Below are 20362 nucleotides of genomic sequence, written 5' to 3'. Positions count from 1 at the left end.
GCCTCGCGGCCGTAGGATCGCAGGGTGTCCAGCTCCTCCACCTCCTCCCGTCCCGCGGCCTCCGCCTACGACGCCCGCAACCTCCAGGTCCTCGAGGGTCTCGAGGCCGTCCGCAAGCGTCCCGGCATGTACATCGGGTCCACCGACTCGCGCGGCCTCATGCACTGCCTGTGGGAGATCCTCGACAACGCCGTGGACGAGGCCCTCGGCGGCAACGGCGATTCCATCGGCGTGCTGCTGCACCCCGACGGCTCCGTCGAGGTCCGGGACACCGGCCGAGGCGTCCCCGTCGACACGGAGCCCCGCACGGGCCTGACGGGCGTCGAGGTCGTGTACACGAAGCTCCACGCGGGCGGGAAGTTCGGCGGCGGCTCGTACGCCGCCTCGGGCGGCCTGCACGGCGTCGGCGCGAGCGTCGTCAACGCGCTGTCCGCGCGGCTCGACGTCGAGGTCGACCGCGCCGGGAAGACGTACGCGATGAGCTTCCAGCGCGGCCAGGCGGGCGTCTTCGAGGACGACGGCGACCCGAGCCCCACCGCGCCGTTCACCCCGGCGGACGGCCCCGCCGAGCTGCGGATCGTCGGCAAGGCCAAGCGCGGCGTCACCGGCACCCGAGTGCGCTACTGGGCGGATCCCCAGATCTTCATCAAGGGCAGCCACTTCTCCCTCGACGACCTCACCCGCCGCGCTCGCCAGACCGCCTTCCTCGTCCCCGGGCTCGAGATCGCGATCACCGACCACCGCCCCGAGGCGTCCCCGGACCAGCCCGCGACCCGCACCTACCGCTACGACGGCGGCATCTCCGAGTTCGTGGACTACCTCGCCCAGGACCAGCGGATCACCGACGTCGTGCGGCTCCAGGGCACGGGCGAGTACACCGAGACCGTCCCCGTCCTGGACAGCAAGGGGCACATGGTCTCCCAGGAGGTGTCCCGCAGCTGCGAGGTGGACATCGCCCTGCGCTGGGGCGCGGACTACGACACGACCCTGCGCTCCTTCGTGAACATCGTCGCGACCCCCAAGGGCGGCACCCACGTCGCCGGCTTCGAGCAGGCCCTCGTGAAGGTCATGCGCAAGCAGGTCGAGAACCAGGCGCGGCGCGTGAAGTTCAACGCGAAGAACGAGAAGATCGAGAAGGACGACACCCTCGCCGGCGTCACCGCCGTCGTGAGCGTGCGTATCGACGAGCCGCAGTTCGAGGGGCAGACCAAGGAGGTGCTCGGCACCCCCGCGATCCGCCAGATCGTCGGCCGCGTCGTCGAGGAGCGCCTGACGGCCTTCCTCACCTCGACCGCGAAGGGCGAGAAGGAGCAGGCCGCGCTCGTCATCGACAAGGTCGTCTCCGAGATGCGCGCCCGCATCGCCGCGCGCATGCACAAGGAGGTCTCGCGGCGCAAGAACGCCCTGGAGTCCTCGACCATGCCCACCAAGCTCGCCGACTGCCGCTCGACCGACGTCGAGCGCTCCGAGCTGTTCATCGTCGAGGGCGACAGCGCGCTCGGCACCGCGAAGCACGCCCGCTCCTCGGAGTTCCAGGCCCTGCTGCCCATCCGCGGCAAGATCCTCAACACCCAGAAGGCGTCCATCACGGACATGCTCAAGAACGCCGAGTGCGCGGCGATCATCCAGGTGATCGGCGCGGGCTCGGGACGCACCTTCGATCTCGACGCGGCCCGCTACGGCAAGATCATCATGATGACCGACGCCGACGTCGACGGGGCCCACATCCGGACCCTCCTGCTCACGCTCTTCCACCGCTACATGCGTCCGCTCGTGGAGGCGGGGAGGGTCTACGCCGCGGTGCCCCCGCTGCACCGCGTCGAGATCGTCCACGGCGGGTCCAAGAAGAACGAGCTCGTCTACACCTACTCCGAGGCGGAGCTGCTGCGGCTGCTGAAGAACCTCGAGAAGCGCGGCAAGCGCTACAAGGAGCCGATCCAGCGCTACAAGGGCCTCGGCGAGATGGACGCCGACCAGCTCGCGGACACCACCATGGACCCCCGTCACCGCACCCTGCGGCGGGTCCGCATCGAGGACGCCGAGGCGGCGAGCTCCATGTTCGAGCTGCTCATGGGCTCCGACGTGGCGCCCCGCAAGCAGTTCATCATCGAAGGAGCCGAAGAGCTCGACCGGGAGAGGATCGACGCATGAGCGTCTCCGTGCGCGTCATCCCCTGCCTCGACGTCGACGCCGGTCGCGTCGTCAAGGGCGTGAACTTCCAGGACCTGCGGGATGCCGGTGACCCCGTCGAGCTCGCCGCCCGCTACGACCTCGAGGGAGCGGACGAGCTCACCTTCCTCGACGTCACGGCCTCCTCCTCCGGCCGCTCGACCATGATCGACGTGGTCCGTCGCACTGCCGAGCAGATCTTCATCCCGCTCACCGTGGGCGGCGGCGTGCGCAGCGTCGAGGACGTCGACCAGCTGCTGCGCGCCGGCGCGGACAAGTGCGGGGTGAACACCGCCGCGATCGCCCGCCCCGCGCTCGTGGGGGAGATCGCCGAGCGCTTCGGCAACCAGGTCCTCGTGCTCTCGATCGACGCCCGCCGCGTCACCGAGGAAACCCCCGAGGGCAGTGCGCGCACGGGCTCCGGCTTCGAGGTGACCACCCACGGCGGCCGCCGCGGCACCGGGATCGACGCGATCGCCTGGATCCGTGAGGTCTCCGAGCGGGGTGCGGGGGAGATCCTGCTGAACTCGATGGACGCCGACGGCACGAAGGACGGCTTCGACCTCGAGCTCATCACCCTCGCCCGGGAGGCGACCGGGGTGCCGCTCATCGCCTCCGGCGGGGCGGGCACGCCCCAGGACTTCGCCCCCGCCGTGCACGCCGGGGCCGATGCGGTCCTCGCGGCGAGCGTGTTCCACTTCGGGGCGATGACGATCGGCGAGGCGAAGGCCGCCATGGCGGCCGACGGCATCTCCGTGCGGTGAGCATCCCGAGCGGCGGCGGGCCGGGCGACAGCGGCTCCGGCGGCGTCCTCGCACCCCTCGACGTCGCCGCACCCGTGCTGGAACCGCACAGTCGGCGGCGTGTCCTGGGGGCCCGCGCCGTGCTGGCCCTCCTGCTCGCGCTCGCCCTCGGAGCGGCCTGGCTCGTGTGGGACAACCGCAGGCTCGTCGTCACCCCGGTCGCCGTCGCCGCGAGCACCTGGCCCGCGGGGGAGCGGCCGCTGCGGATCGCCCACGTCTCCGATCTCCACGGCGGCGGGGACAGCGCCGCCCGCGCCGCGCTCGTGGAGGCCGTCGCCGCGCAGCACCCGGACCTCGTCGCGATCACCGGAGATCTGGTGGACCGCCGCACCCGGGACCTCTCCGGGGCGCTCGAGGTCGCGTCCTCACTGGCCGGCATCGCGCCGACGACGATGGTGCTCGGCAACCACGAGGCGGACTCCCCGCTGCGCGACGAGCTGCTCACGGGCATGACGGGCGCCGGGGTGCAGGTGCTCCGTGACGAGGTGACCACGATCGAGGTGCGGGGCACGACCGTGACCGTCGCCGGGATCGACGACCCGCGGGTCGCCTCGGTGGACGGCGTCGTCCCCGCGGACCCGGGCACGGTGCTCGACTCCCTGCGCCTCCCCACGGACGCTCCGGTCGTGCTGCTCGCCCATCGCCCCGAGCTCCGGGAGCACTACGTGCGCGAGGACGTGGACCTCGTGCTCTCCGGCCACGCCCACGGAGGGCAGGTGCGTGTGCCCGGGATCGGCGGCCTCTACGCCCCGCACCAGGGATGGCTCCCCGCGCTCACCGAGGGCGCGCACGTGAGCGGGACGACGACCATGGTGATCAGCCGGGGCCTCGGCGACGGCATGCTCCCGGTGCGCGTGAACAACCCGCACGAGCTGGTGATCGTGGATCTCGCCGCGTCGCCCAGCGGCTGACGCTCCGTCGCTGACCCTCAGCGGGACCTGCCGTGCACTGGGCAGCACGGACGAGACGGCCCCCGGTCCCACGAAGGGACCGAGGGCCGGGTCGTCCGGGGCCGGGGTCACAGCACGTGCAGGACGCCGGAGGCGAGCAGCGCGCGCTGATGGCTGCGCTCCCGCTCCCTCAGTCGCTGCTCGTGGCGGAGCACCTCCTGGGGTGAACGGCGGCGCAGGAGCCTCCGCACGAGGAGCAGGGCGCCCGGGAGCGCGGGCTCCTGGGGGCGGGCCGTCACGGTGCCCGGCGCCGGACGGTGCTCGTCCTCCGCGCGTTCGGCGAAGCTGCGCTCGTCGAACACGGGGTGGTGGAGCGGAGCAGGATGGCGCGCGGTGACGGGGAAGGACGGATCGGTGGTGTCGGTGGGGGGATGACGGCGGTCGACGTCGAGCTGGATGCTCATCTGGGGTCTCCTGAGGCGGTGGTCACGATCCTTCGCCGGTGCGCGGACAGCACCTGACCGCGGACCGGGAGGGATCCGGGCAGGGGAGGGCGCGCGGCAGGACCGCAGGGGTGAGGGGGCGGAGCGGGCTCCGCCGGTGAGGGACGGGGACGCGGTGCGTCACCGGGCCCTGTCGGGCCTCCGCCCGGTCAGGACGGGAGGCGGGGGGCCGTCAGCGGACGGCGGCGGTGCCGGTCGGCGTGCCGGGGCGGGAACCCCCGGGGCCGAACGCCTTCCGCGCGGCGGGCTGCCGCAGGGACCGGGGGATCGTCGCGCCCGGGACGGCCGGACCGGCCGCGGGGGCCGTGGTCGTGGTCGGGGTCGTGATCTCCATGGGATGTACTCCATCACGGTGATCCGCGCGGGTCCAGCGAATAAACCTGCAGGCAGCACGACGCCCCGCCACCGGGCTCGGGACGAGCGGCGGTGACGGGGCGAGGGGAGCGGGCGGCGGCCCGGAGCCGGCCGGGCCCGGAGGGTCAGCCGAGGACGGTGTAGGTGACGCCGATCGTGAGGCTGTCGCCGGCGGCGAGCTCCACCGCCGCGTCCTTGGCGACCGCCGGCTCGACGCACAGGAAGCCGGGCCAGGAGTCGTCGGGCACGTCGGCCATGCCGGCCGCGAGCTCGGTCCAGGGGTTCCAGACGACGGTCTTCGCGGTGCCCCGCGGGCTCGAGACGATCGTGCGGCCCGCTCCCTCGTCGACGATCCGCACCTCGCCGGCGCGGTCCACGACCCGGTCGGTGGAGCCGGTGAGCACGAGGTCCCCGGCGGGGAGGACATCGGCGGCGAGGCCGCGCGTGTTGTCGAGGTACTCGGCGCCGCCGAGGCCCTCGATCCGCACCCGGCGCACGTCGGACACGGCGAGGTAGGTGTGCAGGGCGGCCTCGACCTCGAGGGCGGTGCCCGCGGTGAGCGTGAGGTCCAGCGAGAGCTCCGCACCGATCCGCACCACGAGACGTGCGGAGAGCTCGGTGCGATCGGCGGGGGAGACGAGGTGCAGGACCACGTCCTCACCGGCGGTCTCGGCGCGCTCGAGCGTCCATCGGACGTTGCGCAGCCACCCGTGCTTGACCTCCTGGTCGCCATGACGGCCCGGGCCGAACCAGGGGCCCACGAGCGGCACGCCGCCGCGGATCGCCGCCCCGTGCCCGAACGCCGAGTCGGGGGAGAGCCAGAGGACGTCCGTGGTCCCCGCGGGCGCCCAGCTGGTGAGGTGGGCGCCGTCGAGGTGCAGGACCGCGCGGGCGGCGGGGGTGTCGACGAGCACGGCGTCGGCGCCGTGGTCCTCGCCCCGGCGCACGCCGGCCGGGAGGGGGATGTCTGCGGGTGCTGTGGTCATGGCCCCATGCTCCCATCCGGGGCGGCGAGCGCGTCGTCGCCGTTCGTCGGCGGATGCTCCTGCGCGTCCTCGGCCCGGGCCTCCTCGGCGCCGTCGGCCGCGGCGGAGACGATGCGGATGAACAGCAGCAGCCACACGTAGACGATCGCGGCGGCACCCATCTCGAAGGCCGTCATGTTGAGGTAGCGCACCTCCACGAACATCACGATGATCGAGACCAGGAGCGCGAAGGCCGTGATCGTCACCGGCAGCAGCCCGCCGGGCATCCGGCGCAGCAGCACCGGGGTCACCACGAGGAGCGCACCGAACACCACCACGAGGGTCTGGGCGATGACGTCGTGCCAGGTGACGCTCACGTCGCGGGAGACGAGCGCGACGAGGGCCACGAGCACCCCCACGGCGGAGAGCAGGGTCCGGACCACGGCGGTCACCCAGGCCGGCTCCCCGGCGGAGGCGGCCCAGCGGTCGAGGTCGTGGGCGAGGAACTCGGTGACCGTGAGCAGCGCGACGCCGGTGACGAGCAGCGTGAGGTTGAAGGTGACGCTCGCGAGGTCCCCGCCCTCGCCGAGCTCCGAGAAGTAACGCTCCCACCAGTACCGGTCCGTCGCGTTCATCGCGCTCGCGAGGACCCCGGCGGTGAGGAACACCGCGAGCAGCGTCGCGAGGGAGCGACCGGTGAGCGCGGACGCGGCCGCGGAGGTCGCATAGGCTCCCGCCGCGCTCGCCACGACCACCCAGAAGGTTCCCGCCATGCGGTCCAGGGCCACGCCCTGGAACGCCTGCTGGAACACGCCGAACAGCGCGCTCGTGAGGAAGAGCCCCAGCAGCCCGTACACCAGGGCGAGGCCCACGATGTCCAGCGCCCTGCGCCACCGGTGGGCGCCGCCGAACCACGGCATCGACCGCGGCGTGACGACGGCGAGGACGAGCGCCGCGGTCGCCGCGGCGCAGCCGAAGACCGACAGCGCCGCGACCTGGCCGATCGACCCGGTCCCCGCGAGCGGTGCTGTGCCGCGCAGGAACACGAGCCCCACGGCGAGGCCCACGACCGCCCCGCCGCCGCCGAGCACGAGGTGCAGCGACTCCTCCCGCGTCGCGCGGGAGGCCATGAGGGCGAGGCGGGGAGCCACGGGGGAGGTCAGCCCACCGCGGCGATCGGGACCGCGACCGGGGTGCCCGAGCCGTCGCGGCGACCGAGCGGATCGGGCAGGTCGATCGGCTGCCCGGCCTCCGAGCAGGCGCGCGCCGGGTGCGGCACGACCCAGGCGCCGATCAGCACGTCCTCGCCGCGCAGGAAGCGGTGGCAGCGGACACCGCCGGTCGCACGGCCCTTCGCGGGGAACTCCGCGAGCGAGGACACCTTGAGCGAGCCCGTCTGCAGCAGCGGCAGGGTCGCCGAGGAGCCGGAGACGGTGACGACGTCCGCCGGGGCGGTGACGTCGACGACCCCGAAGGAGAGGACCCGCGCACCGGCGCCCAGCTTGACGCCCGCGACGCCGCCCGCGGAGCGCCCCTGCGGGCGCACGCCCGACGAGGGGAAGTGCAGCAGCTGCGCGTCGGAGGTGATGAGCACGAGGTCGAGGTCCGCGTCGTCCTCGAGGTCCACGACGCCGACGACCTCGTCGCCCTCCTTGAGCGAGATGATCTCGAAGCCGTCGGAGCGCGGGAAGTCCAGCTGGACCCGCTTGACGACCCCCTGCCGGGTGCCGAGCGCGATCGCCCCGCCGCGCTCGAGGTCCGCCGGCGCGAGGCGCACGAGCGCGAGCGCCCGCTCGCCGTCCTCGAGGTCGACGAGGTCCGCGAGGCGCGTGCCGCCCGCGAGCGAGGGCGCCCCGGCGGTGGGGGCGAGGGAGGGGAGGTCCACGACGGAGAGCTGCAGCACCCGGCCGCGGCTCGTCGCGACGCCGGCGGTCGCACGGGTCGTCGTGACCACCCGCGAGACGATGACGTCGTGGGAGGCGCGGCCGCCCTCGCGCACGAGATCCTCGGTGCCCGCCGTGCGGGCGACGAGACCGGTGCCGGTGAGCAGGACCGTGCAGGGCTCGTCGGCCACCTCGAGCCCGGCGCCGGAGGCCGCGGGGCGGCTCTGCTCGGAGGCCTCGAGCAGCACGGTGCGGCGGGGCGTGCCGTGCTCGGCGGCGACCGCGGCGAGCTCGTCGGAGACCAGGGCGCGCAGCACCTGGTCCGAGCCGAGGATCTCCTCGAGGCGCGCGATCTCGGCGAGCAGCTCGTCCCGTTCACCCTCGAGCTCGATCTGGGAGAACTTCGTCAGCCGGCGCAGCCGCAGCTCGAGGATGTACTCCGACTGGACCTGCGAGAGGTCGAAGACCTGCATGAGCCGCGTCCGCGCGGAGTCCACGTCGTCGCTCGTGCGGATGATCTGGATGACCTCGTCGATGTCGACGAGCGCGAGCAGCAGGCCCTCCACGAGGTGGAGGCGCTCGGAGCGCTTGCGCAGACGGTGCTCGGTGCGGCGGCGCACCACCTGCAGACGATGGTCGACGAACACCTCGAGCAGCTGCTTGAGGCCCAGGGTGCGCGGCTGCCCGTCCACGAGCGCCACGTTGTTGATGCCGAAGGACTCCTCGAGCGGCGTGTAGCGGTAGAGCTGCTCGAGCACCGCCTCGGGCTCGAAGCCGGACTTCACCGTGAGCACGAGGCGCAGGCCGTGGTGGCGGTCCGTGAGGTCCTGGTAGTCGGTGATGCCCTGGACCTTCTTCGCCTGCACCGCGTCGCGCAGCTTCTCGGCGACCTTCTCCGGGCCCACCTGGTAGGGCAGCTCGGTGACGACGATGCCCTTGCGGCGGGTCGTGACGTTCTCGATGCGCGTGGTGGCGCGCATGCGGAACGAGCCGCGGCCCGTGCGGTAGGCGTCGCGGACCCCGTCGAGGCCCGTGATCCGGCCGCCGCTGGGCAGGTCCGGCCCGGGCACGAGGCGCATGAGCTCCTCGAGGGAGGCGTCGGGATGGGCGATGAGGTGGCGGGCCGCGGCGATCGTCTCGACGAGGTTGTGCGGCGCCATGTTCGTCGCCATGCCGACGGCGATCCCCGAGGCGCCGTTGACGAGGAGGTTCGGGTACTGGGCCGGGAGCACCTCCGGCTGGGTCAGCTGGTTGTCGTAGTTCGGGACCAGGTCCACGACGTCCTCGTCGAGGGAGTCCGTCACCAGCTGCGCCGCCCGGGCGAGGCGCGCCTCCGTGTACCGGGGCGCGGCGGGGCCGTTGTCGAGGGAGCCGAAGTTGCCGTGGCCGTCCACGAGCGGCAGGCGCATCGAGAAGTCCTGCGCCATGCGCACGAGCGCGTCGTAGATCGCGGTGTCGCCGTGGGGGTGGAGCTTGCCCATGACCTCGCCGACCACGCGCTGGCTCTTGACGTGCCCGCGATCCGGGCGCAGGCCCATCTCCGCCATCATGTAGAGGATGCGCCGCTGCACCGGCTTGAGCCCGTCGCGCGCGTCGGGCAGCGCCCGGGAGTAGATCACCGAGTAGGCGTACTCGAGGAAGGACGTCTCCATCTCGCTGGTGACGTCGATGTCGACGACGGTCTCCTCGAACGGCTCCTCGTCGGCCGGGGACTTCGTGGTGCGTGAACGGGCCATGAGGGTCATTCTTGCCCATGACCGGCACGGGGACGGGGAGGCGGGGCCCGGGGCGGGACCGTGGTCCCCGTCTCCGGGGCCGTGCGCGGCGATAGGATCCCGGCATGGCGGACCGGCACGGACCCTTCCCGTCCCCCTCGGAGCGGAGCGCGGGACGACGCTCGCGGCGCCGCGGCGCCCCCGCACCGGCGCCGGCGGCGTACCCCGCCCACTGGGAGGCGGACATCGCGCTGCGCGACGGCTCCGCCGCGCACCTGCGCCCCATCCTCCCGGAGGACGCCGACGCCCTCCAGGACTTCCACGTGCGCCAGTCCGAGCGCTCCCGGTACCTGCGCTTCTTCGCCCCCATGCCGCGGCTCTCCCCGCGGGACCTCGAGCGGTTCACCGTCGTGGACCATCACGACCGGGTCGCGCTCGTCGTGCAGCGGGGAGACGAGATCATCGCCGTCGGCCGCTACGACCGGGCCTCGCCCGAGGAGGCGGAGGTCGCCTTCAACGTCTCCGACGCGAGCCAGGGCACGGGGCTCGCCTCCGTGCTGCTCGAGCACCTCGCGGCCGCGGCCCGCGAGGTGGGGATCTCGGTCTTCACCGCGGAGGTCCTCCCGCAGAACGCCCGCATGCTCTCCGTGTTCACGGACGCCGGCTTCGACGTGCGGCGCGTGCTCGACGACGGGGTGGTCATGGTCACCTTCCGCATCGGCCCGACGGCGCGATCGCTCGAGGTCATGGCGGAGCGCGAGCACCGCGCGGAGGCCCGGGCCATGGAACGGCTGCTGCACCCCTCCTCCGTGCTCGTGGTCGGCGTCTCCACGCGCGCCGACTCGATCGGCGGCCGTGTCCTCACCGCGCTCGAGGGCTCGGGATGGCAGGGCGACCTGCACCTCGTCTCCCGTGACGCCTTCGAGGTGCGCGGGCACCTCGCCCGGCCCCGCATCGCGGACGTCCCCGGACCCGTGGACCTCGCCGTGATCGCCCTGCGCCCCGAGTCCTGGCTCGAGGCGATCGAGGAGTGCGCCGCGATCGGCGTGCGCAGCGTGCTCATCCCCACCGAGGGGCACGACGACAGCGAGGAGGGCCGGCGCCGGCAGCGGGAGCTCGTCGCCGAGGTCCGACGCCACGGCATGCGGCTGCTGGGCCCCGGCTCGCTCGGCGTCCTGCGCACGGGGGAGGACGCGCTGAGCGTCTCGCTCTCCCCGCGCCTCCCGCGGCCGGGCACCGCCGCCGTCGCCGGCCAGTCCAGCGCGCTCGGCGCGATGCTCCTCGCGGGGGTCGACGAGCGCGGCACCGGCGTGCACGAGTTCGTGGCCGTCGGGAACCGGGCCGACGTCTCCCTCAACGACGTGCTCCAGCACTGGGAGGACGACGAGCGCATCGACGTCATCGGCCTCGCCCTCGAGACGATGGGGAACCCGCGCAAGTTCACCCGGATCGCCCGCCGCCTCACCCGCAGCACGCCCGTGGTCGTGCTCCGCCCACCGGGGCTGCGGGTGAGCGGCACCCCCGGTCACGACGTGCGTGAGTCCTCTCTCCCGCGGCGCGCGCTCGACCAGGTCCTCGCCTCCTCCGGGGTGGTCCAGGCGCGGACGGTCGACCACCTGCTCGACGTGGTCGACGCCGTCTCCCGTCAGGGCGTCCCCAAGGGGCCGCGGGTCGCGCTGCTCTCCAACACGGCGGCGCTCGGGGCGAGCCTGCGCGGCGCGGCCGACGAGGCCGGCCTGCAGATCGTCATCGACGACCGGAACGTGCCGCTCGCGGCGGACCCCCGCGTCATGCAGCGCGCCCTCACCGCCGTCGCCGGTCCCGATCGCGCGGACCTCATCATCGCCGGGGTGATCGACCCGCTCGCGGGGGACCACCTCGGCGCCCTGCGGGAGATGGCGACCATCGCCCGGCACAGCGAGGTCGCGCTCGTCGTCTGCCTGGTCTCCGAGCGCAGCCGCTTCCAGGAGGTGCACGAGGCGGTCCGGGAGGACCTCGCCCTTCCGCCCGTCCACGTGACCCCCGCGCTCGCCGTGCGCGCGGCTGCCGGCATGCTCGCCGCCGCCGAGCGACCCGCGGCGGACCGCGAGGAGCTCGCGGTGCGGGAGGACGTGGACCGCGCCGCCGCCCGCAGGATCGTCGAGCAGCACCTGCCGCCGGTGGGGGAGCGGGTCACCCTGGACCTCGAGACCACGCGCGCGCTGCTCGCGGCCTACGGGCTGCCGTTGCTGCCCTCGCTCCCCGCCGCGGACGCCGAGGAGGCCGTCCGCGCGGCCTCGACGGTGGGCTACCCCGTCGCGCTCAAGAGCACCGACCCGGTGCTGCGCCACCGCGCGGACCTCGGCGGCGTGCGGCTGGACATCACCGACGCCGTGCAGCTGCGGCACGCCCACGCCCGGATGCGCGAGGACCTGTCCTTCTCGAGCGCGCCGCTCGAGGTGCAGTCCATGGCCCCCACGGGCGTGCCGATGGTCGTGCGCAGCGTCGAGGACCCCTCGCTCGGCCCCGTGGTGTCCCTCTCCGTGGCCGGGGACGCGACGGACCTGCTCGAGGACATCGCCTACGCGATCCCGCCCTTCTCGCAGCGCGCCGCGCGGGAGCTCGTGGACGCCCCCGCGAGCGCCGTGAAGCTCTCGGGGGAGCGAGGGCTCCCGCCGGCGGACAGGGACGCCCTCGCGGACGTCGTGGTCCGCACCGGCCTGCTCGCCGAGGACGTCCCGGAGCTCGCCTCCTTCGAGCTGTACCCGGTCGTCGTCGCGCGGGAGGGCGCCTTCGTCGTCGGCGCGCGGGCGGAGCTCGCCCCGGCCCCCAACCGGACGGACGGCGCCCGCCGCGCGCTGCTGGGCGGCCGCTCCGGCTGAGCCGCTCCGCCGTCCCCTCCCGCATGGGACAATCGGAGGATGACGACCGCGCTCCCCGCCTCCCTGACCGCGGACCTCGAGACCGCGGGCTACTTCCCGCAGACGGCCGGCGGCTCGCTCGCCCTGTCCCTGCGAGGCGCCCCCGTGCTGGGGCACCTGGTGCGGCCGGAGACCACCTTCGACGGCCCGGAGGTGCGACGCCACCTCACGGTGCTCGTGCTGACCGCCCGCCACCTCGTCATCAGCCACCTCGACGACGACCCGGCGGACGACCTCAACCCCAGCCAGGTCATCGCGACCACGGAGCGCATCCGCCTCAGCCGCGTCACCGGCACCGGGCTCTCCCAGGTCTTCGACACCGAGGGGACGAGGGTGCGGGGCAGCGAGGCCGAGGTGACGCTCGGCATCACCTGGGGCGGCACCCGTCGCGTCGACCTCGAGCGCGCGGACTGCGGCGACCCGTCCTGCCAGGTGGACCACGGCCTCAGCGGCACCGTCGCCCCCTCGGACCTCGCCCTGCGGGTGAGCGCGCTCGCCGACGGCGAGGCCGCCGTCCAGGAGGCGCTCGCCTTCCACGGTCTGCTGCTCGACGCTGTCGACGCGCTCGACTCCTGAGCCCGGTGCAGCCCGCCGACTGGCCCTCCGACCTGCTGCCGCCGCCCTTCGCGGCGGGCGCCCGTCCCGCGCTGCTCGACGTCGTCGCCCCGCTGGCCCGGGCCGGCGCCCGCGGGCGCGACGTCGTCGTGCTGATCGACGGCCTCGGCGCCGAGCTGCTCGAGGAGCACCGCGCGCTGACCCCGACCCTGCGCCGGCTCGCCGGGAGCACCGAGCGCATCCGCACCGTCGCCCCCTCCACCACGGCGACCGCCATGGTGTCGCTGCACACGGGCCTGGCGCCGCTCGAGCACGGGGTGCTCGGCTACACGGCCATCGATCCCGCGACGGGCACCGCCGTCAACCAGATCACCGGTGAGCCCGGGATCGACCCGCAGCGGTGGATGCCGCTGCCCGGGCTGCTCGAGGAGCACCCCCGCCGCGCCGTGCAGGTCGCCCCCGCGAAGCACCAGGGCTCCCATCTCAGCCGCGTCGCCTATCGCGGCTGGGACTTCCAGGGGCACGGCCGCCACGACCGCGCGGACGCGGTCCTCGTGGCCGTGCGGCGCGCCGGCCCGGACGGCCTCGTGCACCTGCACGTCGACGACGTCGACCATGCGGGGCACCACCACGGCACGGACTCCGACGCCTGGCGCGAGGCGCTCGCCGAGGCGGACGCCCTGCTCGGCACCCTCCTGCGGCGCCTGCCCTCGGGCACCCGTGTCACGGTCACCGCGGACCACGGCATGGTCGACACGGACCCCGCGCACACCGTGGACCTCGCCGACCATCCGTCGCTGCAGCGGCTCGCTGGCACCGTCGCGGGGGAGGCCCGTGCGCTCGCGCTCGCCGTGCGCGAGCGGGACGAGGCGCCGCTGCTCGCGGCGGGGCTCGCGGAGCTGCTCGAGGACCGCGCCCTCGTGCTCACCCGCGACGAGGTGCTCGGCTCGGGTCTGCTGGGTCCGCAGGGCGCCGAGCCCTCCGCCGTCGCCGCCGGGCGGGTGCCGGACGTCCTCGTGCTCGCCCGCGGCCGCTGGGGTGTCGACGACTTCTCCCGCCGCCGCGAGGGCGCACGGAAGCTGGTCGGCGTGCACGGGTCGCTCACGCCGCGCGAGGCGCTCGTCCCGCTGCTGCGCACGGAGGCCTGAGCGCCGGGTCCCCGGTACGACGGTTCACGGGAGACGTCGGGCACCGAGGACGACGACAGCGGCCCCGCCCGTGAGGACGGAGCCGCTGCCGAGGTGTGCGGTCGAGCCGCTCAGTCGTGCTTGGCGCCGAAGACGATCTCGTCCCAGCTCGGCATCGAGGCGCGGCCCTTCTTCGCGGGCTTGGACGCCTTCTTCGGGGCGGGGGCGCTCTTCTGCTCGGGCTTCCCGGTGCTCTCCGCGGTATCCACATCGTGCCCATCGGCACCCGGGGCATCAGGGACCGACGGGTCCTCGGTGGCTCCCGCGTCCTCGTCACGAGGGTCGTCGAAGCCGGGGAGCGGGGTGAGGTCCTGGGTGAGGTCCACCGTGTCCTGGTACTGGAGCGGCTCCGGGGCGGGGGCGCCGTCCTCGTCCTCGAGCTCGCCCTCGCCGGAGGGGCCGGTCGCGGCGTCGTCCGTCAGGTCCTCGGAGAAGGGGTCCTCCTCCTCGGGGGCCGTTCCCGCATGGTCCCGCTGCGCGTCGAGGTCCGGATCGGCGTCCAGGCCACGGTCGACGTCGACGTCGGCGTTGTCGGCCGGACCGGTGATCCCGCGCGACGGCGTGCTCCGCGGCACGTCCTCGTCCAGGGTGCTCCACACGCCGGCGGAGTCGTCGTCCTCGAGCGGCGGCACCGACCGCAGCCCGCGCCGGGCGTTGAGCGCGTCCAGCTCGGCCTCGTCGAAGGCGGCCGGATGGGCGGAGCGCTCGGCCGCGCCGCGGCGCGGCCCGGCGGACTCGTCGAAGGAGCCGTCGGCCTCGAGGTCGTAGACGGAGCTCTTGACCGCCATCAGACGGGTGCGGCCGCGGGACGGCTCGACGGGGGCGTCCTCGTCGCTGATCCAGCGCGCCTCGTCGTCGACGGGGGCGAGGGAGCGGTTGTCGAGATCGGCGACCCAGTGCGCCTGCCGCGTGCGACCGGCGGCGTTGAAGCTCAGCTCGAGGGTCCAGGTGCCGTCCGGGCGGCGCCAGGCGTCCCAGGCGACGTCCTCGTCGGCCTGACGGGCGGCGAGCCGCTCGGAGACCACGGAGGTGAGGGAGGGGCCGCCGCGTCCCACGGGGAAGGTGCGGGCACGGCCCGCGGTCCACTCGCGCTCGGCGAGCACCGGGCCCTCGTAGCGACGCACGTGCTCGACGGTGATGGCCGCGAGCTCGGCGATCTCCTCGGCGCTGCGTCCCGAGCGCAGCAGGCCCTGGATCTGGCGGGGGCTGAGCGGGGCGGCGTCGGCCGCCTGGATCATTCCCAGCGCCGGTCGGTCGCGCCGGACGGCGGCGCGGAGCGCCTCGTCGATGCGCAGGGTGTACCGCTCACCATCGGAGTCGAGGAGGATGAGGTGCTCCCCGTCGTCGTGGATCCCGTCGAGCTCGAGCTCGCGCATCGTCGTCCTCTCCGTCGGTGCCTGGTCGGAACGTGGACCGAGTCTAGACGCCGAACATAGCGTGTCGCGCAGGGAACTCACTGATGCGCCGCGCCCGGTGGAGGGGACGCGTGGGACCCGTGTTGTCGCATGCCGGGCGGTCTGCAATAATGCCGCCGCATTCGGCGTTGTGTCGCGCATCGGCCCGCAGGGGACGGGCGCCTGCGCACAGCCGAGGATCCACCCCCGGAGGACGGCGGAGCTCGCCCCCGTCATCCCCCGGACCACCACCAGGAACGGACCGTAGATGGCCACAGATTACGACGCACCGCGCAAGAACGACGACGAGTCGAACGACGACTCGATCGAGGAGCTCAAGGGTCGATCGAACAAGGCGGCGACGCCGGTGGTCGACGAGGACGAGGCGGAGGCCGCGGACTCCTACGAGCTGCCCGGCGCGGACCTCTCCGGTGAGGAGCTCTCCGTCCGCGTGCTGCCGCGGCAGGCCGACGAGTTCACCTGCGCCAGCTGCTTCCTCGTGAAGCACCGCAGCCAGATCGACCACGTCGAGGGGACCCTCATCATCTGCACCGAGTGCGCCGCCTGAGCGCATCCGCAGAGCATCACCCCCGCATCGCGGGACAGAGCCGACGGCGCCCCTCCGGGAGGAGGGGCGCCGTCGGTGCATCAGGGGAGAGGGCGCATCAGGGGAGAGCGGCCGCCGCGCGGCGGCCGGGCTCGCGGGGCTCAGGCGCTGCGCAGGGCGAGCGCGAGATCCTCGGGACGGCGGGTCGAGACGACCCAGGCGGTCGTGGGATCGCCCTCGTCGAGCACCTCGGCGCGCAGACCCGAGCGGATCCAGCCGCGGGTGAGGTGGAAGGCGAGGGGCTCGAAGCCGACGCCCATCGTGCGCTGCCAGTCCTCGCCCTCGAGCTCCTCGGGAGTCCCCAGCAGCTCCACCTCGATCTGCGCGCGTCCCGCGCGCAGGCGCCCGCCGCTCACCTCGACCACGGGAGCGGTGAGCACCCCGAGCACGACGGCCACGACGATCCCGACGATCCCGACGACCAGCGCGAGCGTGGCGCCCAGCGGCACGAGCACCACGCCGCACATGGCTCCCACGGCGATGATGACGATCCAGGTGCCGATCCCGGGCAGCAGGCGCTCACGGTGCAGGGGCGCGCCCGTGGGAGCGGCGGCCGGCCGGGTCCCCGTACGGGAGGACGGGACGGCAGGATCAGGGGGGATCGGGGCGGCGGGGGAGCTCCCCTCGGCGGCGTCGGACATGCCCCCATCGTCTCACGCAGAGCCTGGACCACTCCTCAGCACGGAGCGCCTACCCTGGGTCCCATGCCTTCCACCACCCCGACCGCCACCGCCGCGGGCGCCGTCCCCGCGGAGGGTGCACCCGAGCTGCGCCTCCGCCTGGCCGAAGGGGCCGTCGCCCCCGTCCGCGCCCTCGCGGACGACGCCGGCCTGGACCTCTCGAGCGCCGAGGACCTCACGATCGCCCCGGGCGGCCGTGCGCTCGTGGACACGGGTCTCGCCGTCGCCCTCCCGCCCGGCACCGTGGGCCTCGTGTGCCCGCGCTCCGGCCTCGCCTCCCGCCACGGCGTCACCGTGCTCAACGGCCCCGGCGTCGTCGACGCCGGCTACCGCGGGCCGATCAAGGTCGCGCTGCACAACACCGATCCCGCCGAGCCCTTCGCGCTGCGACGCGGCGACCGGATCGCCCAGCTCGTCGTGGTCCCCTTCCTCGCCCCCGTCCTGCGCACCGTCGAGGAGCTCGACGACACCGAGCGGGCGGCCTCCGGCTTCGGGTCGAGCGGCGGCTTCGGGCCCGCCACGGACGGGGAGGTGGCCTGAGATGGGACTGTTCTCCCGCCGCGGCAGGAAGGCCGCCGAGGACGTCGACGAGTCCCGGGTCGGGACCGCGGACGGCACAAAGACCGCTGCCGGCGCCGCGAAGGCCGATGCTGTCGATGCTGTCGACGCTGATGACACGGCCGACGCCGAGAAGGAGCAGGGGCGCGCCGCGCACCTCGAGGACGGCCCCTACGACGCCTCCGACGCGCCCGAGGAGGAGCGCATCGACCTCGGCGGCATCCAGGTCCCGGGGATCGACGGTCTCGAGCTGCGCATGGAGGTGGACCAGCGCACGAACGCCGTGACCGGCGCGAACCTCGTGCTGGGCGGCTCCTCGCTCCAGGTCCAGGCCTTCGCGGCGCCGAAGACCAGCGGGCTCTGGGACGAGGTGCGCACCTCCCTGCGCGACTCCGTGGTCGGGCAGGGCGGCACGGCGGAGACCCGCCCCGGCCCCTTCGGCACCGAGCTCATCACGCGACTGCCCGTCAAGCGCTCCGACGGCCGCACCGGCTACCGACCCGCCCGTTTCCTGGGCGTCGACGGTCCCCGTTGGTTCCTCCGCGCCATCCTCACCGGGAAGGCGCTCGGCGACCCGGCGCAGGCGAAGGAGTTCGAGACGCTGATCTCGCGGCTTGTCGTGGTCCGCGGGCACGAGGCGATGGCCCCGCAGGAGCTCATCCCCCTGCACCTGCCGGGGGAGCGCGTCGCGCCGACCTCCGCCGCGCCCGACGAGCTCCTCGACCCGCTCGCGCGCGGTCCGGAGATCACCCAGATCGGATGAGCGCCCCCGACGGCGGCACCCCGGAGCGGGGGAGCGGATCCGCCCCGGGCGGCGGGCCGCGCCAGGACGGCGCCGAGGACCGGCGCGCCCGCGGCCTGGGCGGCGTGCTGCGCCAGGAGGAGTTCTCGGTGCGCGACGCCGTCGGCGGTCCGCGCGGGATCGCCGAGTCCGTCGCGCCCACGCTCCTGTTCGTCGTGCTCTTCGTCGTCACCCGCTCGGTGGCCGTCGCGGCGGTCGTCGCGGTCGCCGTGGTGGTCGTCGCGCTCGTGGCGCGGCTCGTCCAGCGGCAGAGCCCGCAGACCGTCCTCGGCGGGCTGATCGGGGTGGCGCTCGGCGCGGTGCTCGCGCTCCGCTCGGGCGACGGCACCGACTTCTACGCGCCGGGCATCGCGATCAACGTCGTGACCCTCGTGCTGCTCGTGGTCTCGGTGCTCGCCCGTCGTCCGCTCATCGGCCTCGTCGTGGGCGCGCTCGACCCACGGGTCGAGGACTGGGCGCAGGACCCCGACGCCCGCCGTGTCTACACCCGTGCGACCTGGCTGTTCGCCGGTCTGTACGCCGCGAAGCTCGCGGTGCAGGTCCCGCTGCTGCTCGCGGGACAGGTCGCGGCGATGGGCGTGGCCAAGCTCGCCATGGGTCTGCCGCTGTTCGCCGTGGTGGCCTATCTGGTCTGGCTCATGCACCGGTCGCTGCTCGCGCGCCGGGCGGCACGATCGCAGGACGGAGCGGCGCACCGCGCCGGGTAAAGAATCGATCCCGATCCGGCGCCACGGCGCCAGGTGCGTCCACATCGCGATCATCGGGGTGGGAGACTGGCCCGGACATGAACGAGTCCGCGGCGGGTGCCGCCGCGGGAAGGGAGCGGGACGCATGAACGCCACGGACTCCGAGCCGGAGCGCACGGTCGAGGACGCCGCCGCGCAGGGCCGTCTCCTCTCGCTGACCGCCGAGCGTCCCGCCGCCGGCGGCACGTTCGTCGCCCGCCACGAGGGTCGTGTGGTCTTCGTCCGCGGCACCGCTCCCGGGGAGACCGTCACCGCCCGTCTGCTCGACGACCCCGAGCAGGCGGCCGACGCGCGCTTCTGGCGCGCCGAGGCGATCGACGTGCTCGAGGCCGGCGTGGACCGTGTCCCCTCCGTCTGGGCCGAGGCCGGCGTGGACGGCGTGGGCGGCGCGGAGTGGGCGCACATCGCCCTCCCTGCGCAGCGCCGCATCGCCTCCGAGGTCATGCAGGAGCTGCTCCAGCGCGCCGGGGTGACGAGCTACCCGATCGAGGACGTCCAGGTCGAGCCGGCCACCCATGACATGGACGGACTGGGATGGCGCACCCGCGTGCGCTTCGCGGTGGACGCCGACGGTGCGGTGGGCATGCGCGGCTGGCGCTCGCACGAGGTGCGGTCCGTGGGGGAGAACCCTCTCGCCGCCCAGGCGATCCGCGACCTGGACCTCGGCTCGTGGACTGCGCCGGAGGGCGTCGAGGCGATCGACGTCGTCGCGCCCTCGGCGGGCCCGCCCGCGGTCGTCCTGATCGGCCGGGAGCTGGACCCCGCCTCGGTGAGCATCCCGGACTCGTGGGGGGACGCCGACGTCGCCGTGCGCACCGCGCAGGGGCTGACCCCGCTGCGCGGAGACGGCACCGTCACCGAGCGCGTGGGGGAGCGGCTGTTCACCGTCGCGGCGACGGGCTTCTGGCAGGTGCACCGTCGGGCCGCGGAGCTGCTGACGGAGGTCGTCTCCGGTGACCTGGCGGCGCCGCGGGGCGGCAGCGTGTGGGACCTCTACGGCGGTGTCGGGCTGTTCGCCGCGGCCGCGGCGGAGCAGGTGGGCCAGGACGGCTCGGTCGTGAGCGTCGAGGGCAACCGTCGCGCCTCGCAGCTCGCGGCGGAGAACCTGGAGGACCTCCGGCAGGTCTCCACCGCGACCGCGGACGTCACCGACTGGGTGCGGGCGCGCCGGGGCGGCGTCGACGTCGTCGTGCTGGACCCGCCGCGCTCGGGCGCCGGGGCGGAGCTCATGGAGCTGCTCACGAAGGTCGTGCGGGAGCGGATCGTCTACGTCTCCTGCGAGCCGTCGACCCTCGCCCGGGACCTCGCCGTCGCGGAGAAGGCGGGCTGGGGCATCGTGGACCTGCGCGTCTTCGACCTCTTCCCGCACACCCATCACGTCGAGTCGGTGACCGTCCTGGAGCGCCCGCTGCGCTGATCAGGCGTACTCCGGCGTGCCCACTCGAATATCGGGACACGAGAATTTGCTAATACGGTGAGCATGCCCTTGGCGGCGGAACTCACGGCCTCGCCACGCTGCGACGGCGGCGAGGCTCCGCCGGACGAGTGTCCTGCGTGCTAGGGTTATCTTGACGTCAAGATAACTGGTCCGTGGCCCCTCGCTTCGTGATCGCCGCGTCATTCCGGCGCCGTCGGAGAAGTCCGTGCAGTC

The 20362-nt window shown here is 74.2% G+C and carries 18 protein-coding genes; 11 read left to right on the top strand and 7 right to left on the bottom strand.

Annotated features, from left to right (window positions below):
• The first annotated feature begins 24 nt into the window (after positions 1–24).
• From ACYVAP_RS09000 to ACYVAP_RS08990, 3 genes are read left to right on the top strand one after another with little or no spacing between them, the layout of a single operon-like run.
• The gene (locus tag ACYVAP_RS09000; protein WP_498860383.1) at positions 25–2151 is read left to right on the top strand and encodes a DNA gyrase/topoisomerase IV subunit B; all 2127 of its coding nucleotides are present in this window, start codon (positions 25–27) and stop codon (positions 2149–2151) included.
• Positions 2148–2933 (top strand): imidazole glycerol phosphate synthase subunit HisF, encoded by a 786-nt coding sequence (gene hisF, locus ACYVAP_RS08995; RefSeq protein WP_498860382.1) that lies wholly within the window; start codon positions 2148–2150, stop codon positions 2931–2933. The genes ACYVAP_RS09000 and hisF overlap by 4 nt, the downstream gene beginning before the upstream one ends.
• Positions 2930–3883, top strand: a complete 954-nt coding sequence (locus ACYVAP_RS08990; RefSeq protein ID WP_498860381.1) for a metallophosphoesterase — start codon at positions 2930–2932, stop codon at positions 3881–3883. The genes hisF and ACYVAP_RS08990 overlap by 4 nt, the downstream gene beginning before the upstream one ends.
• Before the next feature lie 107 nt (positions 3884–3990).
• Here ACYVAP_RS08990 and ACYVAP_RS08985 read toward each other — a convergent pair whose 3' ends face one another.
• The 5 genes from ACYVAP_RS08985 to ACYVAP_RS08965 all read right to left on the bottom strand — a co-directional run bounded on the left by ACYVAP_RS08985 (position 3991) and on the right by ACYVAP_RS08965 (position 9303).
• A complete protein-coding gene (locus ACYVAP_RS08985; RefSeq protein WP_498860380.1) occupies positions 3991–4326 on the bottom strand; it encodes a hypothetical protein in 336 nt (111 codons plus the stop codon).
• Positions 4327–4537: 211 nt separating this feature from the next.
• On the bottom strand, positions 4538–4699 hold the full coding sequence (locus tag ACYVAP_RS08980; RefSeq protein ID WP_498860379.1) for a hypothetical protein: 162 nt from the start codon (positions 4697–4699) through the stop codon (positions 4538–4540).
• Positions 4700–4844: 145 nt separating this feature from the next.
• Entirely contained in the window at positions 4845–5705 is an 861-nt protein-coding gene (locus ACYVAP_RS08975) for a D-hexose-6-phosphate mutarotase (protein WP_498860378.1), read from the bottom strand.
• Positions 5702–6835, bottom strand: coding sequence for a hypothetical protein (locus ACYVAP_RS08970; protein WP_498860377.1), 1134 nt, complete (start codon positions 6833–6835; stop codon positions 5702–5704). Before ACYVAP_RS08970 ends, ACYVAP_RS08975 begins: the two co-directional genes overlap by 4 nt.
• Before the next feature lie 8 nt (positions 6836–6843).
• Complete coding sequence (locus ACYVAP_RS08965; protein ID WP_498860376.1) at positions 6844–9303, bottom strand: DNA gyrase/topoisomerase IV subunit A; 2460 nt, start codon at positions 9301–9303, stop codon at positions 6844–6846.
• Between the two features lie 104 nt (positions 9304–9407).
• Between ACYVAP_RS08965 and ACYVAP_RS08960 the strand changes: the two genes are divergently transcribed.
• From ACYVAP_RS08960 to ACYVAP_RS08950, 3 genes are read left to right on the top strand one after another with little or no spacing between them, the layout of a single operon-like run.
• Positions 9408–12143 (top strand): bifunctional acetate--CoA ligase family protein/GNAT family N-acetyltransferase, encoded by a 2736-nt coding sequence (locus ACYVAP_RS08960; RefSeq protein WP_498860375.1) that lies wholly within the window; start codon positions 9408–9410, stop codon positions 12141–12143.
• A gap of 39 nt (positions 12144–12182) precedes the next feature.
• A complete protein-coding gene (locus ACYVAP_RS08955; RefSeq protein WP_498860374.1) occupies positions 12183–12758 on the top strand; it encodes a DUF5998 family protein in 576 nt (191 codons plus the stop codon).
• A 5-nt stretch (positions 12759–12763) separates the two neighbouring features.
• Complete coding sequence (locus ACYVAP_RS08950; RefSeq protein WP_264449157.1) at positions 12764–13885, top strand: alkaline phosphatase family protein; 1122 nt, start codon at positions 12764–12766, stop codon at positions 13883–13885.
• Between the two features lie 110 nt (positions 13886–13995).
• Here ACYVAP_RS08950 and sepH read toward each other — a convergent pair whose 3' ends face one another.
• Complete coding sequence (sepH, locus tag ACYVAP_RS08945) at positions 13996–15300, bottom strand: DUF3071 domain-containing protein (protein ID WP_498860373.1); 1305 nt, start codon at positions 15298–15300, stop codon at positions 13996–13998.
• Positions 15301–15586: 286 nt separating this feature from the next.
• Here sepH and ACYVAP_RS08940 point away from each other — a divergent pair, with 286 nt between their 5' ends.
• Positions 15587–15886 (top strand): DUF4193 domain-containing protein, encoded by a 300-nt coding sequence (locus ACYVAP_RS08940; RefSeq protein WP_137770918.1) that lies wholly within the window; start codon positions 15587–15589, stop codon positions 15884–15886.
• A 140-nt stretch (positions 15887–16026) separates the two neighbouring features.
• Here ACYVAP_RS08940 and ACYVAP_RS08935 read toward each other — a convergent pair whose 3' ends face one another.
• Positions 16027–16566, bottom strand: a complete 540-nt coding sequence (locus tag ACYVAP_RS08935) for a DUF3093 domain-containing protein (RefSeq protein WP_498860372.1) — start codon at positions 16564–16566, stop codon at positions 16027–16029.
• Positions 16567–16629: 63 nt separating this feature from the next.
• Here ACYVAP_RS08935 and dut point away from each other — a divergent pair, with 63 nt between their 5' ends.
• The 4 genes from dut (at position 16630) to ACYVAP_RS08915 (ending at position 20128) form a co-directional block, all read left to right on the top strand.
• Positions 16630–17145, top strand: a complete 516-nt coding sequence (gene dut, locus ACYVAP_RS08930; protein ID WP_498860371.1) for a dUTP diphosphatase — start codon at positions 16630–16632, stop codon at positions 17143–17145.
• A gap of 1 nt (position 17146) precedes the next feature.
• Entirely contained in the window at positions 17147–17926 is a 780-nt protein-coding gene (locus ACYVAP_RS08925; RefSeq protein ID WP_498860370.1) for a DUF3710 domain-containing protein, read from the top strand.
• Complete coding sequence (locus ACYVAP_RS08920; RefSeq protein ID WP_498860369.1) at positions 17923–18672, top strand: DUF3159 domain-containing protein; 750 nt, start codon at positions 17923–17925, stop codon at positions 18670–18672. The genes ACYVAP_RS08925 and ACYVAP_RS08920 overlap by 4 nt, the downstream gene beginning before the upstream one ends.
• A 124-nt stretch (positions 18673–18796) precedes the next feature.
• On the top strand, positions 18797–20128 hold the full coding sequence (locus ACYVAP_RS08915) for a class I SAM-dependent RNA methyltransferase (RefSeq protein ID WP_137770913.1): 1332 nt from the start codon (positions 18797–18799) through the stop codon (positions 20126–20128).
• Positions 20129–20362: the final 234 nt, after the last annotated feature.

The organism is Brachybacterium horti (assembly GCF_054777615.1).
The sequence above is the reverse complement of the archived record's forward strand: the minus strand, read 5'-3'. Positions and strand labels throughout refer to the sequence as shown.

Coding starts and splice junctions, on each gene's coding strand:
- ACYVAP_RS08975 (WP_498860378.1), bottom strand. CDS start 5,705: ATGACCACAGCACCCGCAGACATCCCCCTCCCGGCCGGCGTGCGCCGG.
- ACYVAP_RS08980 (WP_498860379.1), bottom strand. CDS start 4,699: ATGGAGATCACGACCCCGACCACGACCACGGCCCCCGCGGCCGGTCCG.
- ACYVAP_RS08985 (WP_498860380.1), bottom strand. CDS start 4,326: ATGAGCATCCAGCTCGACGTCGACCGCCGTCATCCCCCCACCGACACC.
- ACYVAP_RS08915 (WP_137770913.1), top strand. CDS start 18,797: ATGAACGCCACGGACTCCGAGCCGGAGCGCACGGTCGAGGACGCCGCC.
- ACYVAP_RS08955 (WP_498860374.1), top strand. CDS start 12,183: ATGACGACCGCGCTCCCCGCCTCCCTGACCGCGGACCTCGAGACCGCG.
- hisF (WP_498860382.1), top strand. CDS start 2,148: ATGAGCGTCTCCGTGCGCGTCATCCCCTGCCTCGACGTCGACGCCGGT.
- sepH (WP_498860373.1), bottom strand. CDS start 15,300: ATGCGCGAGCTCGAGCTCGACGGGATCCACGACGACGGGGAGCACCTC.
- ACYVAP_RS08925 (WP_498860370.1), top strand. CDS start 17,147: ATGGGACTGTTCTCCCGCCGCGGCAGGAAGGCCGCCGAGGACGTCGAC.
- ACYVAP_RS08935 (WP_498860372.1), bottom strand. CDS start 16,566: ATGTCCGACGCCGCCGAGGGGAGCTCCCCCGCCGCCCCGATCCCCCCT.
- ACYVAP_RS08965 (WP_498860376.1), bottom strand. CDS start 9,303: ATGGCCCGTTCACGCACCACGAAGTCCCCGGCCGACGAGGAGCCGTTC.
- ACYVAP_RS08960 (WP_498860375.1), top strand. CDS start 9,408: ATGGCGGACCGGCACGGACCCTTCCCGTCCCCCTCGGAGCGGAGCGCG.
- dut (WP_498860371.1), top strand. CDS start 16,630: ATGCCTTCCACCACCCCGACCGCCACCGCCGCGGGCGCCGTCCCCGCG.
- ACYVAP_RS08920 (WP_498860369.1), top strand. CDS start 17,923: ATGAGCGCCCCCGACGGCGGCACCCCGGAGCGGGGGAGCGGATCCGCC.
- ACYVAP_RS08940 (WP_137770918.1), top strand. CDS start 15,587: ATGGCCACAGATTACGACGCACCGCGCAAGAACGACGACGAGTCGAAC.